Source organism: Acidovorax sp. LjRoot74, assembly GCF_964254355.1.
In the GTDB taxonomy this organism is placed as follows: domain Bacteria; phylum Pseudomonadota; class Gammaproteobacteria; order Burkholderiales; family Burkholderiaceae_C; genus Acidovorax.
In genome coordinates this window covers 5,208,615-5,224,877 of the sequence record NZ_CAXUTI020000001.1, presented here as the reverse complement: position 1 = coordinate 5,224,877, position 16,263 = coordinate 5,208,615, and the positions used below count along the sequence as shown (strand labels likewise).

At 67.5% G+C, this 16,263-nt stretch carries 9 protein-coding genes; 6 read left to right on the top strand and 3 right to left on the bottom strand.

Annotated features, from left to right (window positions below):
* Positions 1-121: 121 nt before the first annotated feature.
* Positions 122-2,332, bottom strand: coding sequence for a malate synthase G (locus ACSQ3O_RS24815; RefSeq protein ID WP_436140808.1), 2,211 nt, complete (start codon positions 2,330-2,332; stop codon positions 122-124).
* Positions 2,333-2,652: 320 nt separating this feature from the next.
* Here ACSQ3O_RS24815 and ACSQ3O_RS24810 point away from each other — a divergent pair, with 320 nt between their 5' ends.
* The 5 genes from ACSQ3O_RS24810 to ACSQ3O_RS24790 all read left to right on the top strand — a co-directional run bounded on the left by ACSQ3O_RS24810 (position 2,653) and on the right by ACSQ3O_RS24790 (position 8,987).
* Positions 2,653-4,578 carry an acyl CoA:acetate/3-ketoacid CoA transferase gene (locus ACSQ3O_RS24810; protein WP_436140807.1) on the top strand — a complete coding sequence of 642 codons (1,926 nt, stop codon included), beginning with the start codon at positions 2,653-2,655 and terminating at the stop codon, positions 4,576-4,578.
* Between the two features lie 143 nt (positions 4,579-4,721).
* On the top strand, positions 4,722-5,645 hold the full coding sequence (locus ACSQ3O_RS24805) for a LysR family transcriptional regulator (protein WP_298458062.1): 924 nt from the start codon (positions 4,722-4,724) through the stop codon (positions 5,643-5,645).
* Between the two features lie 6 nt (positions 5,646-5,651).
* Entirely contained in the window at positions 5,652-6,296 is a 645-nt protein-coding gene (locus tag ACSQ3O_RS24800; RefSeq protein WP_298458244.1) for a response regulator, read from the top strand.
* Between the two features lie 38 nt (positions 6,297-6,334).
* Positions 6,335-7,006, top strand: coding sequence for a response regulator (locus ACSQ3O_RS24795; RefSeq protein WP_436140806.1), 672 nt, complete (start codon positions 6,335-6,337; stop codon positions 7,004-7,006).
* The gene (locus ACSQ3O_RS24790; protein WP_436140805.1) at positions 6,972-8,987 is read left to right on the top strand and encodes a sensor histidine kinase; all 2,016 of its coding nucleotides are present in this window, start codon (positions 6,972-6,974) and stop codon (positions 8,985-8,987) included. Before ACSQ3O_RS24795 ends, ACSQ3O_RS24790 begins: the two co-directional genes overlap by 35 nt.
* Before the next feature lie 84 nt (positions 8,988-9,071).
* On the opposite strand, the gene ACSQ3O_RS24785 is transcribed toward ACSQ3O_RS24790, so the two are convergent.
* Both ACSQ3O_RS24785 and ACSQ3O_RS24780 read right to left on the bottom strand, forming a co-directional pair.
* Entirely contained in the window at positions 9,072-11,720 is a 2,649-nt protein-coding gene (locus ACSQ3O_RS24785) for a hypothetical protein (protein WP_436140804.1), read from the bottom strand.
* A gap of 225 nt (positions 11,721-11,945) precedes the next feature.
* A complete protein-coding gene (locus tag ACSQ3O_RS24780) occupies positions 11,946-14,621 on the bottom strand; it encodes a hybrid sensor histidine kinase/response regulator (protein ID WP_436140803.1) in 2,676 nt (891 codons plus the stop codon).
* 242 nt (positions 14,622-14,863) lie between these two features.
* Here ACSQ3O_RS24780 and ACSQ3O_RS24775 point away from each other — a divergent pair, with 242 nt between their 5' ends.
* Positions 14,864-16,234 (top strand): dicarboxylate/amino acid:cation symporter, encoded by a 1,371-nt coding sequence (locus ACSQ3O_RS24775; RefSeq protein ID WP_137747477.1) that lies wholly within the window; start codon positions 14,864-14,866, stop codon positions 16,232-16,234.
* The last annotated feature ends 29 nt before the right edge of the window (positions 16,235-16,263 follow it).

Genomic DNA, 16,263 nt, shown 5'->3' with positions numbered 1-16,263 from the left:
AGAGTTCAAGAAAAAATAGCTGCTTGCGCGCATTCCTATTGCGCTAACAGCTATCAAAAGAATAGTGACCATCGCGATGGCGCCCACCGGGCGCACACCGCGTGGTGCATCGGGCCTGGGGTCAGGCCGCCTGGGCCGCCTTCAGCTTCAGGCGCCAGGCGTGCAGCAGTGGCTCGGTGTAGCCGCTGGGCTGCTCCATGCCCTTGAAGACCAGGTCGCAGGCCGCCTTGTACGCCATGCTGGTGTCGAAGTGTCCGGCCATGGGCTGGTACAGAGGGTCGCCGGCGTTCTGGCCGTCCACCACGGCGGCCATGCGCTCGAACGTGGCGCGCACCTGGGCTTCGGTCACCACACCGTGGTGCAGCCAGTTGGCCAGGTGCTGGCTGCTGATGCGCAGCGTGGCGCGGTCTTCCATCAGGCCCACGTTGTGGATGTCGGGCACCTTGGAGCAGCCCACGCCCTGGTCCACCCAGCGCACCACGTAGCCCAGGATGCCCTGGGCGTTGTTGTCCAACTCCTGCTGCTTCTCGGCATCGCTCCAGTTGGGGGCGGCGGCCACGGGCACGGTCAGCAGGCCGGTCAGCAGGTTGTCGCGCTCGGCGTTCACATCGGTCTTTTCCAGTTCGATCTGGATGTCGCTCACCTTCACCTGGTGGTAGTGCAGCGCATGCAGCGTGGCGCCCGTGGGGCTGGGCACCCAGGCGGTGTTGGCACCGGCCTTGGGGTGGGCGATCTTTTGCTTGAGCATCTCGGCCATCAGGTCGGGCATGGCCCACATGCCCTTGCCGATCTGCGCCTTGCCGCGCAGGCCACAGCTCAGGCCCACCAGCACGTTGTTCTTCTCGTACGACTGGATCCAGGCGCTGGTCTTCATGTCGCCCTTGCGCACCATGGGGCCGGCGTGCATGGCGGTGTGCATCTCATCGCCCGTGCGGTCCAGGAAGCCGGTGTTGATGAACGCCACGCGGCTCGATGCGGCGGCAATGCAGGCCTTGAGGTTGACGGACGTGCGGCGCTCTTCGTCCATGATGCCCAGCTTGACGGTGCTGTCGGGCAGGCCCAGCAGCTTCTCGACGCGGCCGAACAGCTCGGCGGCAAAGCCGACTTCGGCGGGGCCGTGCATCTTGGGCTTGACGATGTAAACGCTGCCCTTGCGGCTGTTGCGAATACCGTTGGCGCCGTGCCCTTGCAGGTCGTGCAGGGCGATAGCCGTGGTCACCACCGCATCCATGATGCCTTCAGGGATCTCGCGTTGTTGACCCTGTGCGTCCTTCCACAGGATGGCCGGGTTGGTCATCAGGTGGCCCACATTGCGCAGGAACATCAGCGAGCGACCATGCAGGCGCACTTCGCCGCCTTGGGGGCCCGTGTAGATGCGGTCACCGTTCAGCCCGCGTGTGATGGTCTTGCCACCCTTGGCGACCTGCTCGGTCAGCGTGGTCTGGATGATGCCCAGCCAGTTGCTGTAGCCCAGCACCTTGTCTTCGGCGTCCACGGCGGCCACGGAGTCTTCCAGGTCCAGGATGGTGGACAGGGCTGCTTCCAGCACCAGGTCGCTCACGCCAGCGGCATCAGATTGGCCGATGGGGGTAGCGCGGTTGATCTGGATATCGAGGTGCAGGCCGTTGTGCTGCAGCAGCACCGACGAAGGCGCAGCGGCATTGCCCTGGTAGCCCTTGAACTGTGCAGCGTCCTTGAGGCCCGTGCTGCCGCCACTGGCGAGCGACACCACCAACTGGCCGCCTTCCACCTTGTAGCCGGTCGAGTCCTTGTGCGAGCCGTTGGCCAAAGGCGCCGTGTCATCCAGCACCTGGCGTGCAAACGCGATCACCTTGGCGCCGCGCACGGGGTTGTAGCCCTTGCCCTTTTCGGCACCGCCTTCCTCGCTGATGGCATCGGTGCCATACAGCGCGTCATACAGGCTGCCCCAGCGCGCGTTGGCGGCGTTCAGCGCATAGCGCGCGTTCAGGATGGGCACCACCAGCTGCGGGCCGGCCTGCGTGGCCAGTTCGTCGTCCACGTTGGCGGTGGTGGCCTTCACATCGGCGGGCTGGGGCACCAAGTAGCCGATCTTTTCGAGGAAGCTGCGGTAGGCCACCATGTTCTGGATGGGGCCGGGGTTGGCCTTGTGCCAGGTGTCCAGCTCGGTCTGCAGGCGGTCGCGCTCGGCCAGCAGGGCGATGTTGCGCGGTGCCAGGTCCGACACGATGGCGTCGAAGCCCTTCCAGAACGCTTCGCTGCCCACGCCCGTGCCGGGCAGCACCTTGTCTTCGACAAAGCGGTACAGGGAGGTGGCCACTTGCAGGCCGTTGACTTGGGTGCGGTCGGTCATGGAAAAGCTCGCTGAAAAAAGAGGAAAAAAGCCGCTACGAAGCGATGATGGACAGACTGTATTGCAAATATCTGCACACATAAATACGCTGAAAATCTCTAAACCAGTGACTTTTAAGCAAAAGTGGCGGGGAGTCAGGGCCAGGGAGTCTGGGCGGCAGAAGGCATCGAAGCGAAACGCGCGAGATCGTTGATCGCGCGTTGCAGCCGATGCTCCTTTTGCCGTCCAGACTTCAACGCCATCCGTAGTCGTCCGTAGTGGTGCTGGCGCCCAGAAGCCACTACGCTGCGCGCACAACCACCCCAACGGGAGACAAACCCATGCAGACACCCCTGTCCGCTGGCGCGCTGAACGCTGCCTACAAGAACAAGATCGTGAGCGTCGCCGATGCCGTGCAGCTCATCCACGACGGCGACACCGTGGCCACGGGCGGCTTTGTGGGCATCGGCTTTGCCGAGAGCATTGCGGTGGCGCTGGCCCAGCGCTGGGAATCCACACAAACCCCGCAGGGCCTCACGCTGGTTTACGCCGCAGGCCAGGGCGACGGCAAGCAGCGCGGCCTCAACCACCTGGGCCACGCGGGCCTGCTCAAGCGCGTGATCGGCGGGCACTGGAGCCTGGTGCCGCGCATCCAGAAGCTGGCGGTGGACAACCAGATCGAGGCCTGGAACCTGCCCCAGGGCGTGATCACACACCTGTTCCGCGACATCGCTGCGGGCAAGCCCGGCACGCTCACACGCGTAGGCCTCGACACCTTTGTAGACCCGCGCCACGGCGGCGGCAAGCTCAATGCGCGTACCACCGAAGACCTGGTGCGCATCCTGCCCATCGACGGGCAGGACTACCTGTTCTACAAGGCCTTCCCGATCCACGTGGGCATCATCCGCGCGACCACGGCCGATGCCGACGGCAACCTCACCATGGAGCGCGAGGCGCTCACGCTCGAAGCGCTGGCGATTGCCATGGCGGCGCGCAACTCGGGCGGTGTGGTCATCGCGCAGGTCGAGCGCATTGCGGAGCGCGGCACGCTCAACCCCCGGCAGGTGAAGGTGCCCGGCGTGCTGGTGGACGCCGTGGTGCTGGCCACCGAGCCCGCGCACCACCACCAGACCTTTGCCGAGCCCTACAGCGCCGCGTTTGCGGGTGAGCTGCGCGTGCCCATGGACACGCTGGAGGCGATGCCCCTGACCGAGCGCAAGATCATCGCCCGCCGCGCGGCGCTGGAGTTGCGCCCGCACCAAGTGGTCAACCTGGGCATCGGCATGCCCGAGGGCGTGGCCAACGTCGCGGCCGAGGAGCGCATCATCGACCTGGTCACGCTCACGGCCGAGCCCGGCGTAATCGGCGGCATCCCCGCAGGCGGGCTGAACTTTGGCGCGGCCGTGAACCCGCAGGCCATCATCGACCAGCCCAACCAGTTTGACTTCTACGACGGTGGTGGCCTCGACATCGCCATCCTGGGCCTGGCGCAGGCCGACCAGCACGGCAACCTCAACGTGAGCAAGTTCGGGCCGCGCCTGGCGGGTGCGGGCGGCTTCATCAACATCAGCCAGAACGCCAAGACCGTGGTGTTTGTCGGCACCTTCACGGCGGGCGATCTGCAGGTCGAGGCGGTGGACGGCCACCTGCACATCCTGCACGAGGGCGGCGCGCGCAAGCTGGTGCGCGCGGTGGAGCACCGCACCTTCAGCGGCGCCGAGGCGTTGCGGCGCGGCCAGCGCGTGCTGTATGTGACGGAGCGCTGCGTGTTCCGCCTGGTGCCCTCGGGCGAGCTGGATGGTGGTGGTGCGCTGGAGCTGATCGAGCTGGCGCCCGGCATCGACCTGCACCGCGACGTGCTGGCCCACATGGCGTTCACGCCGCGCATTAGCCCCGGCTTGCAGACCATGGACCTGCGCCTGTTCGAGCCCGGCCCGCTGGGCCTGCGCGAGCAACTGCTCAACCGCCCGTTGGTGCAGCGCTTTGAGCTGGACGCCGCGCGCCAGCTGCTGCACATCGACTTCTCGGGCCTGCAGATCAACACCGCCAGCACCATCGACGCCATCGAGCACGAGGTGCGCCGCCTGCTCGCACCGCTCGCCGCACAGGGCGAGCGCGTGGGCGTGATCGTGAACTACGACCACTTCAGCATCGCACCCGACCTGGCCGACGCCTACGCAGCCATGGTGCAGGGCCTCACGCGCGACCACTATGCCGAAGTCAAGCGCTACGGCACGGTGGGGTTCCTCAAGTCTCGTCTGATTTGATTGCTATTAAAAATATAGCTATTAAGGCAATGTGGTCGCGCGCAGGGGCCTGTTTTTGCTTCAAATTTCTCTGCCACTGGGCAGTGCTGTGCCACCAAGGCCAGGCGCGGGCCCTGGCGTGGATGTCTCCATAATCACCGCCCATGGACAAACTCAAGGCCTTCGAATCCTTTGTGTCGGTGGCCACGCGCGGCAGCCTCACGGCAGCGGCCAAGGCCGAGGGCGTGGCGCCCGCCATCATGGGGCGGCGGCTCGATGCGCTCGAAGAGCACCTGGGCGTGAAGCTGCTGGTGCGCACCACGCGCCGCATCAGCCTCACGCACGAGGGCAGCGCGTTTCTGGAAGACTGCCAGCGCCTGCTGGCCGACGTGGCCAATGCCGAAGCCAGCGTGTCCGAAGGCGGCGTCAAGGCCACGGGCCATCTGCGCATCACCGCGCCCGCCGGGTTTGGCCGCCGCCATGTGGCGCCGCTGGTGCCGCGTTTTCGCTCGGCCCACCCGGACGTGACCATCTCGCTCAACCTCAGCGACCGTGTGGTGGACCTCGCGGGCGAAGGCTTTGACTGCGCCGTGCGCGTGGGGGATTTGCCCGACTCGTCGCTGGTGAGCGTGCGCATTGCCGACAACCGCCGCCTGTGTGTGGCCACGCCCGAATACCTGGCCCGGCGCGGCACCCCGCGCGCGCCGGCCGAGCTGGTGCAGCACGACTGCCTCACGCTCTCCAGCGACGCCTCGCAGACGCGCGGCTGGGCATTCAGAGTGCCGCACGCCGATGGCTCTACTGAAGTGATGCATCTCAAGCCCGGCGGCCCGCTGGACTGCTCCGACGGCCAGGTGCTGCACGACTGGTGCCTGGGCGGCTGGGGCATCGCCTGGCGCAGCACCTGGGAGGTCGAGGCCGAGATCGCCGCAGGCCGCCTGGTGGCGGTGCTGGAGAACTTTGCCGCCCCGCCCAACGGCATCTACGTGGTCTTCCCCCAGCGCAAACACCTGCCCCTGCGCGTGCGGCTGTGGATCGAGCACCTCAAGCACCAGTACGCGCAGCCCGCGTTCTGGAAAGGCGAATGACGCGGTATGTCCGAGCCCACGCTCCTCGTCGCTGACGACCACCCGCTGTTCCGCGCCGCCGTGCTGCACGTGCTGCGCGAGCGGCTGCCGCAGTTCCGCACGCTGGAAGCCGCCAGCGCCGCCACGCTGGGCCAGGCGCTGCAGGACCACCCCGAGGTCGAGCTGGTGCTGCTGGACCTGAGCATGCCCGGCGCACGGGGCTTTTCGGCCCTGCTGCATGTGCGCGGCGAATACCCCGAGCTGCCGGTGGTCATCATCTCGTCCAACGACCACCCGCGGGTCATCCGCCGCGCCCAGCAGTTTGGCGCGGCAGGCTTCATCCCCAAATCAGCCCCGGCCGAAGCTATGGGCGAAGCCATCCAGGCCGTGCTGGACGGCGGCAGCTGGTTCCCGCCCATGGCGGCCGAGCGCTCCGAGGCCGATGCGGAGCTAGCCGCCCGGCTCGCGCAGCTCACGCCCCAGCAGTTCCGCGTGCTGCTCTGCCTGGCCGATGGTTTGCTCAACAAGCAGATCGCGAGCGCGCTGGGCCTGGCCGAGAACACCGTCAAGGTGCATGTCACCGCCATCCTGAAAAAGCTTGCGTGCTACAGCCGCACGCAGGCGGCGGTGTTGGTGAAAAGCCTGGAGGCCGAGGACGGCGGCACAGGCTGAGAACCTTCTGCGCACAGGCGCGTGGTGATAATCGCGCCATGCCCACGCCCGCCCCTTCGTCCCCGCCCACGTTGCGCGTCGGGGTGGTGGAAGACGATGCCGCCAGCCGCGAGACCCTGGTGGCCATGATTGCCGCCCAGCCCGACCTGGCGCTCGCACTGGTGGCCACCGGCCGTGCCGAGGCACTGGCCCTGCTGCCCCACGCGCCCATGGACGTGCTGCTGGTGGACCTGGGCCTGCCCGACGGCTCGGGCCTGGACGTGATCCGCGCCGCACGCGTGCAGTGGCCTGATTGCAGCATCCTGGTCAGCACCATTTTTGGCGATGAGGACCATGTGCTGCGCTCCATCGAGGCCGGGGCCATGGGCTACCTGCTCAAGGACGTGGATGCCGCCGAGCTGGCCGAAGAAATCCGCAACCTCCACGCGGGCGGCAGCCCCATCAGCCCCATGGTGGCGCGCAAAATCCTGGCGCGCGCCGCCGCCAGCCTGGCCCCAGCCAGCGAACCGTCCACCCTCCTGTCGGCACGCGAACACGAGGTGCTGCGCTACGTGAGCAAGGGCTTCACCACCGAAGAAACCGCAAGCGCCATGGGCGTGTCCCGCACCACCGTGCTTACCTTTGTGCGGCGCATCTATGCCAAGCTCCAGGTCAACACCCGCGCCGAAGCCATCCATGCCGCCTACAAACAGGGCCTGCTGGCTGATTAAGGTCGCTGCCCTGTGGCTGCTGTCCGCATGGCTTGCAGCCTGCAGCGGACAGGGCCAGGGCCAGGCCGGTGCGGCCTTGCATTTGAAGCAGGCGGACTTTCGCCTGCAGGCCGATGCGGGCTGGGAGCCACCGCCCGAGCTGCCTTTTTCCGAGCCAGAGGCGCAAGGCACCCAAGAAGCCCAAGGCGCCCAAGCCCCCCAAGACCCGCACGGCTGGGCCCAGGTGCCCCTGCCCCACGCCCGCCCCCGCAGCCTCGCAGAAGGCAACGCATCGCTGCAGGCTGCGCCAGAGGTGGCCTGGTACCGGCTCACCCTGCCGCCGGGCTTGCCGGAGCAGGAGCTGTTTCTGTACCTGCCGCGCTGGCAGACCATTGGCATCGTGGCGGTGTATGTGGATGGCCGCATCGTCTACCGCACGCGGGGCAGCCGCGTCTGGAACAGCTTCAACCGGCCGCTGTGGGTCCCCCTCGGCGGCAGCAACGGCAATGGCAACAGGAGTGCTGGTGGCGAGCTGCCCCACACCGTCTGGGTGCGCATGGCCAGCCAGCAGGGCGTGGGCGGGGCCCTCTCCAGTGCCTGGGTGGGCGCCGAAGACGCGCTGCTGTGGCGCTACAACCTGCGCCGGTTTGTACAGACCGACCTCATCAGCCATGCGAGCGCGGCTTTCCTGGTGATCGGGCTGTTTGCGCTGGCCGTGGGGCTGGTGCGCCGCCGCGAGCCCATTTACCTGCTGTTCTTTGCTGTCGCCGTCACCTGCGGGCTGCGCAACCTGCACTACGTGGTGGACGACCGGCCCCTGCCCGTGCCGGACGACTGGTTTGGCTGGCTCACCGTCAACGCGCTGGGCTGGGCCATGGTCGCCGCCTTTGCCTTCGCCCTGCGCGTGCACCGCAAGCGCATGCCCCGGCTGGCGTTGGGCATCGTCACGCTGGTGGGGCTGTGCACCGTGCTCACCCTGCCCGTGCCGCACCTGCTGCCGCACCTCAACGCCATCCTGCCGCTGGTGTACATCGCCATCGCGGTGCTCACGGCGGTGGTGGCCATCTCGGGCCTGTGGGCCTCCTGGCAAGCGCGCTCGGGCGAAGGCATGGTGCTGTTTGCCTGGATCTCGCTCAACATCCCCGCCGGGGTGCACGACCTGCTGCTGCAGAACTACCGCATCAACATTGAGCGCGTGTACCTGGCGCCCTACCTGTCCATCGGCCTGTTTGCCATCTTCCTGGCCATCGTCTACCGCCGCTACGTGGGCGCCATCCATGCGGTGGAGTTGGTCAACGCCGGGCTGGAGAACCAGCTGGCCGCGCGCGAGCGCGAACTCACTGCCAGCCACGAGCAGCTGCGCACCCTGGAGCGCGAGCAAACCCTGGCCGCCGAGCGCCAGCGCATGATGCAGGACATGCACGACGGCATCGGCTCGTCCCTCATGAGCGCGCTGCGCATGGTCGAGCGCGGGCAGGCCAGCACGGCCGACACGGCGCTGGTGCTCAAGGACTGCATCGACGACCTCAAGCTCGCCATCGACTCGCTCAGCCCCGCCGACGCCGACCTGCTGGCGCTGCTGGCCGCCCTGCGGTTTCGCCTGGCGCCCCGGCTCAAGGCCGCAGGCATCACCCTCACCTGGAGCGTGCAAGACCTGCCCCCGCTGCCCTGGCTCGACCCGCAGGCCGCCCTGCATGTGCTGCGCATCCTGCAAGAGGTGCTCACCAACATCCTCAAGCACAGCCAGGCCACCGCCATCGACCTGGCCACCGAGGCCCGCCCCGCAGAGGGGGCGCAGCCAGCCTGCGTGGTGGTGCGCATTCGTGACAACGGCAGTGCGTTTGTGCCCACTGCCAATGCACCGCACGCCGCAAAGGCAGGCCTGGGCCTGGCCAACGTGCGCTATCGGGCCGAGGCGCTGGGCGGGTACTGCCAATGGGCCGCGTGGGAGGGCGGGGGGGAGTTCCGCCTGGGGTTGCCGCTGGTGCGCGGGCGTAGTTAGATTGCTATTGTTTGTATAGCTGTTGGCGATTGTGCAGTGCGCGGCAGGGGCTTATTTGGCTTGAGGTTTTGGTGGGGCATGACGTCAGTACACGTACACCGCGCCAGAGTTGCTGGCTGAGTTGTCCGTCTGGCTGCCACCGATGCCCGTGGCATTGCTGTCCTCCACGTTCGCCCCCACGGCCAGGGTATTGCCGTCGCTCGACAGGGCCACGCTGTAGCCAAAGTTGTCAATCGCCTCGGTATTGCTGGCCTTCACATAGGCCTGCTGGCTCCAGGTGCCGCCGCTGCGGGTGAAGACATAGACGGCGCCTGCACTGCTGGCCGAGTTGTCCGCCTGGTTTCCGTTGATGCCAGTGCCACTGCTGGACTCGGCGTCCGCCCCTACGGCCAGGGTATTGCCGTCACCCGACAGTGCCACGCTGTAGCCAAAGCGGTCACCTGCATCGGTGCTACTGGGCTTCACATAGGCCTGCTGGCTCCAGGTGCTGCCGCTGCGGGTGAAGACATATACGGCGCCTGCACTGCTGGCCGAGTTGTCTGCCTGGTCGCCGCCGATGCCCGTGGCACTGCTGTCCTCTCCGTACGCACTCACGGCCAGGGTATTGCCGTCACCCGACAGGGTCACGCTCCGGCCAAACTCGTCACTTCCCTGGGTATTGCTGGCCTTCACGTAGGCCTGCTGGCTCCAGACACCGCCGCTACGGGTGAAGACATAGACGGCGCCTGCACCGCTGTCCTTCCCGAACGCCCCCACGGCCAGGGTATTGCCGTCGCCCGACAGGGCCACGCTGTTGCCAAAGTGGTCAAATGCCGCAGTATTGCTGGCCTTCACATAGGCCTGTTGGGTCCATGTAGTACCGCTCCGCGCAAAGACATACACAGCTCCGGCCACCCCTGTCGAATTGTCTGCCTGGTTCCCTCCAATGCCGGTGGCACTACTGGCTTCCCAAATGGCGCCCACTGCCAAAGTACTGCCGTCGCCTGATAGCGCAACGCTGTAACCAAAGAAATCAGAATTTGCTGTATTTGTATTGCTGGCTTTTACATAGGCCTGCTGGCTCCAAGCCCCGCCGTTACGGACGAACACATAAACAGCGCCAGCCCCGGGAGCTGAATTGTCCGTCTGGCTCCCATCGATACCGATAGCCGCGCTGCCCTCAAAGCGCGCGCCTACCGCCAGAGTGTTGCCGTCCAATGACAAAGAAACGCTGGACCCGAATCCGTCACCTGCACCTGTGTTGCTGGCTTTCACATAGGCCTGCTGGCTCCACACGCCACCGGTGCGGGTGAACACATACACAGCGCCCGCGCCGGGGGTAGCGTTGTCTCCCTGGTTGCCGCCAATGCCTGTGGCGCTGCTACCGTCTCCGCTTGCCCCCACTGCGAGGGTGCTGCCGTCCCCCGACAGGGCTACGGCGTAACCGAACCCACCAGCCGCCCTGGTATTGCTAGCCTTGAAGTACCCAATGGCCTTCGGCAAATCCACCACCTGTGCCGCCGACAACGCGCTGCACCCCCCGCTGTTGCAGGCCTGCACACGGTACGTGGCATTCAGCCGCGTGTGCAGCAACCCCGCCACCACCCGGTCGTAGCTGGTGCCCGTGAGGCCTATGGCAATCTGCGTGGCTGCTGCCGGGCCCGCGCCATCGGGGTCTTCCGTCACGCGGTAGGTCACGGCGCCGCCGCCCGCTGGCGGCGCAATGGCGCCCCAGCTGAGCTTGAAGGTCTTCACGTCATACGCCAGCGTGAGCGTGGGGATGGCCGGGACGGCCACCGGAGCAGGGGGTGGTGGTGCGTCCACCTCGCACCCCACCGTGATCTGCGTGACATCCGCCATGGCAAAGCCCGTGCCGCCGCCCACGCTGCAGGTCTGGCCTGCGCTCATGTCAAACACCGTGACGGAATAGGCCGTGCCCGCCAGCACCGGCTGGGCAAAGCTGAACGCGCCATTGCCGCCCACGGTGACCGTGTCGCCATTGGCCGTGTTGCGCAGCGCCACCACGCCGATGTTGCCGCGCACGGTGCCCGAGAGCCGGAAGGCCGTGGCTGCGCAGGCCACGCTGATGGACGGGGCAGGGCCATTGGAATCGGCCACGCCTTCGCCACCGGAGACCGTGCAGGTCTGGTTCAGCGGCTGGCTGCGCACGGTGATGCGGTAGGGCCCGGCCACCGGCTGGGCAAACACGAACAGGCCATCGGCGGCCACGCTGGCCTCCTGCGTGGCGCCGCCAGCGCTCAGCTGCAGCACCAGGCTTTTGCCCGCCCCCAGGCCCGCCACACTGCCGCCCAGTGTGCGTGCGTTGGAAGGCACCGCGTTGTCCAGGCAGGCCACGCTGATGTTGTTGACCTCGGCGCTGACGGTGCCCGCAGCGTTGGTGAGGGTGCAGGTCTGGCCCACGGGCTGGGCCGCAATGCGCAGGCTGTAGGCGGTGCCTGCGGGCAGCTGCAGGCTGTAGCTGCCGTTGGCCGAGACGGCGGCGCTGGGCCCGCTGGCATCGGCAATGACCACGGTCTTGCCCACCCCCAGCCCGGCGAGCTGGCCGCCCACGCGGAAGGTGGGGGTGCCAGCGGGCGGGGCTTCGTCACCACCACCGCCACCGCCGCAGGCGGCCAGCACCAGGGCGGCGCCCAGCAGGCAGGTGCGGGCCAGGCCATACAGGGTGCGCGTTGCTGCGCCGGGCGCGGTGGGCGGGTGGGGCGTGGGCGCCTGCGCTGCTGTCTTGGCCATCATGCTGTCGCTTCTCCTCGTGTCCTTGTGAATCTGGCGCGCTGAAGCTACCGGAATCGCCGAGGGTTGTATGTCCTCAGAACTGAGGACATGGGGGCTGGGGAGAGGGGGGGCGTTGCCAGTGTGTGGTGAACTAAATTTTTGGTAAAAAAAGGCCCTGCCGCGCAACTAGCATGCCTTTATAGCTATCGTTTTTGATGTTCTGCGGCCGCCCTGGGCGGCCTGCCATCAGGCTTGTTCTCGCCAGCGCAGCAGCGTCTGGCTCACCAGCGCCCGCAGCGCAGGGGCGCGCACCGGCTTGGCGAGAAAGCCCCAGCCGCGCTCGGCGGCCTGGCGGCGCAGGGTGGCATCGCGCTCGGCCGTGACCAGGATCACGGCGGGCGTCTGGCCCCAGCGCTGGCACAGGTGCGCGAATACTTCGGGACCGTGGAGGCCTGCGCCCAGGTGCACGTCCAGCAGCACCAACTGTGGCGCCTGGCCGGGCTGGGCGGTGGCCAGTGCTTCGGGCGCGCCTGCGGCCAGCGGCACCGCGCAGCCCCAGCGCTGCAGCAGGGCCTGCGTGGCGGCGCAGGTGGGGCCATCGTCGTCGATCACCCAGGCGCTGCTGCCTTGCAGGGGGGCGTCGTCGGCGGGTTGTTGCGCAGTGGCGGGGGCCGGGGCCTGCTGCGCGGCGGCCGGGTTGCCCAGCGGCACACACACCCAGAACACGCTGCCGCGCCCCAGTTGCGAGCGCAGGCCAATTTCGTGGCCCAGCAGGCGGCCCAGGCGTTCGACGATGGCCAGGCCCAGGCCTGCGCCCCGGTCGTCGGCGCGGCCTTCGTCCAGGCGGCGGAATTCTTCAAAAATCTCGCGCTGCAGCGCCTCGGGGATGCCGGGGCCCTGGTCGTGCACCTCGATGCGCAGGTGGTCGCCCGCCGCCCGCTTCACCCGTCTGCAGCCCACCACGATGCGCCCGTGGCGGCTGTAGCGGATGGCGTTGGAGACAAAGTTCTGCAGGATGCGGCGCAGCAGGTTGTCGTCGGTGCGCACCACGGCGTGCGTGGGCACGCAGCGCAGTGTTAAACCTTGGCTTTCGGCCAGTACGCCAAAGTTGTGGCCCAGCACCTGCAAGAGCGGGCCCAGCGCCACGTCGTGGATGTGCACGTCGAACTGGCCCGATTCCATGCGCGAGATGTCGAGCAGGCTGTTAAGGATGGCGTCTTGCGCGGCCAGGGCGCCGTCGATGCTGTCCACCGCGTGCCGCTCGGCGTCGCCCGGCAGGTGGCTGCGCAAGAGCGAGGTGAACATGCGCGCGGCGTTCAGGGGCTGCAGCAGGTCGTGTACGGCGGCGGCCACAAAGCGGGTTTTGGAGCGGTTGGCCTGCTCGGCTTCGCGCCGCGCGGCGTCCAGGTCGCGGGTGCGGTCGGCCACGCGCTGCTCCAGCGCATCGGCGAGGGACCGCAGCTCGCGCGCGGCGTTTTTGTAGCTGGTGATGTCGGCGTAGCTGGTCACAAAGCCGCCCTCGGGCAGCGGGTTGCCCCGGATCTCCAGCACCGTGCCGTCGCCCTTGGCGCTTTCGTGCAGGTGGGGCGTGGCGCTGCGCAGGTGGGCCAGGCGGCGTTCGATGGCTTCTTCCACCGGGCCCGGGCCCAGCAGGCCCCGGCGCGCGTTGTGGCGCATCAGGTCTTCAATGGGGCGGCCCACCTGCATCAGGTCGGCGGGGTAGCGGAACAGCTGCACGTAGCGCGAGTTCCAGGCCACCAGCTTCAGGTCGGCGTCGATGATGACCACGCCCTGGGGCAGGTGCTCCAGGCTGCGGGAGAGTCCCATGTCGGCTTGCTGCGCGGCCTGCACGATGCCGTCCTGCGCGGTGCGCAGCTCCTGCGCGTGCTGTTGCAGCACGGTCTCCAGCTCCTGGCGGCTGCGCTGGCGCAGGCGGGCCAGGCGCTGGCGCTGGCGCACAAACAGCACCAGCAGCGACAGGGCCAGCCAGCCGCCGCCCCCGGCTGCGGCCGCCCAGCGGCTGTCGGCAATGCTGCTGTGGGTGGTGTGCACCAGGTGCAGTTGCCAGGGCGTGCCGGGCAAGGGCTGGCTCAGCCACAGCATGCGCCCTGGGGGCACGGGCATGTCGGTAGAGGGCTGCACGCGCACCAGCCGCCCGCCGTTGTCCAGACGGTCGTCTTCGCGGTAGTCGAGCGGGCGCAAGGGCTGGTCGGAGTATTGGCGGGTGGCGTTCAGCTCGCGGCGTTCCTCATCATCCAGCGGCTCCAGCAGGCGGTAGCGCCAGGCGTCCTGGCTGGCGAGGAAGACCACGCCATGTGCGTCCGACGCCAGAACGATGTCGGTGGTTTGCAACCACTCGCGCTCCAGCTCCTGCAGCGCAATCTTGATGGCCACCAGGCCCAGGATGTGGCCGCTGTCGTCGCGGATGGCCTGCGACAGGAAGTAGCCCGGCTCGCCCGTGGTGACGCCAATGCCGTAGAAGCTGCCGCGCCCTTGCGCCAGCGCCTGCTGCACGTAGGGGCGAAAGCTGTAGTCCACGCCCACGTTGCTGGTGGCCGTGCGCCAGTTGCTGGCGGCCACGGCGAGGCCGTCGCGGTTGAGCAGGGTGAGGGTGGAGGACTGGCTGGCGCCGTTGGCCTGCTCCAGCTTGCGGTTGAGCTGCGCCACCTCGTCGGTGCTCAGGGGGCGGCGCAGGGCGTCTTGCAGTTGCGCGTCCAGGGCCAGCACCTCGGGCAGGGTGCGGTAGCGGTCGATGCGCTGGGCCAGCGTCTGCCCGTACAGGGCCAACTGGCGTTGCACGCTCTCGCTCTCGTCCAGCAAGGACCGGTGCCAAGCCCACTGACCGGCCGCGAACATGCTGGCCGCTGTGCCTGCAAGCAGGAGGAGCAGCGTCCAGAACTGGCGAAGGCGGGGCGTGGGCATGGAAATCCGGCGGGGTGGTTGTGCGGCAGCAAGGCCAATTGGGCGCGAGTGGGAGTGTGCCGCACCAGGCTGGGGACTAAGTAGTTACCCTGATTTGGTGCACGCGTTCTCCTATGAGGCCGCTTGCGACTAATACCAATAGGTTATCGGCTGAAACAAAGTGCAGCGGTACAAACGGCACCCTTGACGCGCGCCGGAAGCACCCCGGTGGTGCAGACCCGTGACCCCAGGAGACCCGTTCCATGCATAACCATTCCGCTCCCGCAGCCTCGACCTTGAAGCTGCCCTTTTATCGGCAACTGTACTTCCAGGTGGTGTTCGCCATCGTGCTGGGCGTGCTGCTGGGCCATTTCGAGCCGTCCTACGGCGAGGCGCTCAAGCCGTTGGGCGACGCGTTCATCAAGCTGGTCAAGATGATCATCGCCCCGGTGATCTTCCTGACCATCGTGACCGGCATCGCTGGCATGTCGCAGCTCTCCACCGTGGGCCGCGTGTTCGGCAAGGCCATGGCGTACTTCCTGTTCTTCTCCACGCTCGCCCTGGTGGTGGGCCTGGTGGTGGCCAACGTGGTGCAGCCCGGCGCGGGCATGAACATCAACGTGGCCGACCTCGACCAGACGGCTGTGAAGGGCTATGTGGCCAAGTCGCACGAGATGACGCTCACGGGCTTTGCGCTGGACATCATCCCCAAGACGCTGGTGAGCCCGTTTGTGGGCGACAACATCCTGCAGGTGCTGCTGGTGGCCGTGCTGTTCGGCGTGGGTCTGGCCATGGTGGGTGAGGCAGGCCGTCCGGTGCTGAACTTTCTGGACGCGCTGACGACCCCTGTGTTCAAGGTGGTCGGCATCGTGATGAAGGCTGCGCCTATCGGTGCGTTTGGCGCCATGGCGTTCACCATTGGCAAGTTCGGCCTGGGCTCGCTGGTCAACCTTGCGTGGCTGGTGGGTTCGTTCTACATCACCTCGCTGCTGTTTGTGGTGGTGATCCTGGGCTTTGTGGCGCGGCTGTGCGGCTTCTCGGTGTTCAAGCTGTGCCGCTACCTCAAGGCCGAGCTGATGCTGGTGCTGGGCACCTCGTCGTCCGAATCCGCCCTGCCATCGCTGATGGAAAAGATGGAAAAGGCCGGTTGCAGCAAGTCGGTGGTGGGCCTCGTGGTGCCCACGGGCTACTCGTTCAACCTGGACGGCACCAACATCTACATGACGCTGGCCGCGCTGTTCATCGCCCAGGCCACCAACACCGAGTTGACGCTGGGCCACCAGGTGGCGCTGCTGCTGGTGGCGATGCTGTCGTCCAAGGGCGCGGCGGGGGTGACGGGCGCGGGCTTCATCACCCTGGCCGCCACGCTGGCCGTGGTGCCTGAGGTGCCGGTGGCGGGCATGGCGCTGATTCTGGGCGTGGACCGCTTCATGAGCGAATGCCGCTCGCTGACCAACTTCATCGGCAATGCGGTGGCCACCGTGGTGGTGTCGCGCTGGGAAAACGCGCTGGACCATGAGCGCCTGGATGCTGCGCTCAACGGCCACCCGCTGCCGGTGGCTGTGCCGGCCGCCGCTGCGCCCGTGGTGCCTGCGGATGTGCCGGTGGGGGCTGTGGCCCGCACCGTGGCCTGACCCTTTTTTCAGAATTCCGCTCGATACGG